This is a genomic window from Streptomyces sp. NPDC049577 (assembly GCF_040675635.1).
Taxonomy (GTDB): domain Bacteria; phylum Actinomycetota; class Actinomycetes; order Streptomycetales; family Streptomycetaceae; genus Streptomyces.
In genome coordinates this window covers 1-1,142 of the sequence record NZ_JBFAPH010000660.1, presented here as the reverse complement: position 1 = coordinate 1,142, position 1,142 = coordinate 1, and the positions used below count along the sequence as shown (strand labels likewise).

At 78.8% G+C, this 1,142-nt stretch carries 1 protein-coding gene; it reads left to right on the top strand.

The features are described 5' to 3' along the window. The first annotated feature begins 63 nt into the window (after positions 1–63). Positions 64–1,110, top strand: coding sequence for an amidohydrolase (locus AB0K09_RS33685; RefSeq protein WP_366069185.1), 1,047 nt, complete (start codon positions 64–66; stop codon positions 1,108–1,110). Positions 1,111–1,142 lie beyond the last annotated feature (32 nt).

Below are 1,142 nucleotides of genomic sequence, written 5' to 3'. Positions count from 1 at the left end.
GCTCGCCCGTTAGACCCGTCGGGAGCGGCGCCACGGCGCCGCACGGGGCAGGGGAGGACGGGCATGAACGGCATACCGCCGCTCGTCGACCAGTACAGCCGGGGCACCGCCCGGGGCGAGCTGGGGCTGGGCACGTTCGAGAGCCACCTCGGCGAGGCCGCCGGCGCGGCGGGCCCCGCGCCCCCGGGCACCACCTTCTTCGACAGTCGCGCCGGACTCGCCGTGCGCCGCTGGTGCCCGCCCCTGCTGGGGCTGGAGGCGCACTGCGCGCCCGTCCGCTATCTGGCCAGGCGCCGTGAGCTGGGGGCCTACCGGGCGGGAAACCTGCTGCTGCGCGGCGCGGGCATCGGCACGTTCCTGCTGGACGCCGCGGACCCCGCCGCGCTCACCTCGCCCGCCGAGCTGGCCCGCGCCGCCGGGGGCCGCGCCCACGAGGTCGTCCGGCTGGAGGCGCTGGCCGGGCGGGTCGCGGACGCCTGCGACGGAGCCGGGTCCTTCCTCGCCCTCACCGCCGAGGCGCTGTACGACGCGGCGGGCAGTGCCACGGCCTTCGCCTCCGGCGTGGTCTCCTGCGACGGGAGCCCGCCCGGCGCGGCGGAGGTGTGCCGGGCGGCGAGCCGCTGGCTGCGCCGGCGCCGGCCCGGTGAACCGCCGGACGAGCCCGTGCTGGCCCGCCATCTGCTGTGGACCGCCGTGGCCACGGGGCTGCCCGTGCAGTTGCACGGCCCGCGCACCGAGGACCTCACCGGCTTCCTGCGGGCCACCGCCGGTCTGGGCGTCGATCTGATCCTGCTGCCCGGCCCGGGACAGCACCGCGGCGCGGCCCGGCTGGCCGCGGCCTTCCCCCACGTCTACGCGGACGTCGGCACCCGCCCGGAGGAGCCGCTGCGCGAGGCACCGTTCGGCAAGCTGCTGTTCTCCACGGGCGCGCGGGCGCTGGCCGAGCTCTATGTGGTGGCCGCACGGCTCTTCGTGCGGGCCATGGAGCGGCTGATCGGCGACTGGGTCGCCGACGGCTGGTGCCGGCGGGCGGAGGCGGGGCGGATAGCCGCGCTCGTCGCGGCCGGCACCGCGCGCCGGGTCTACCGGCTGGACGCCGCCGCGGGCTGATCCGCGAGCGCCTCGTGCGCCCCGGACGGCGC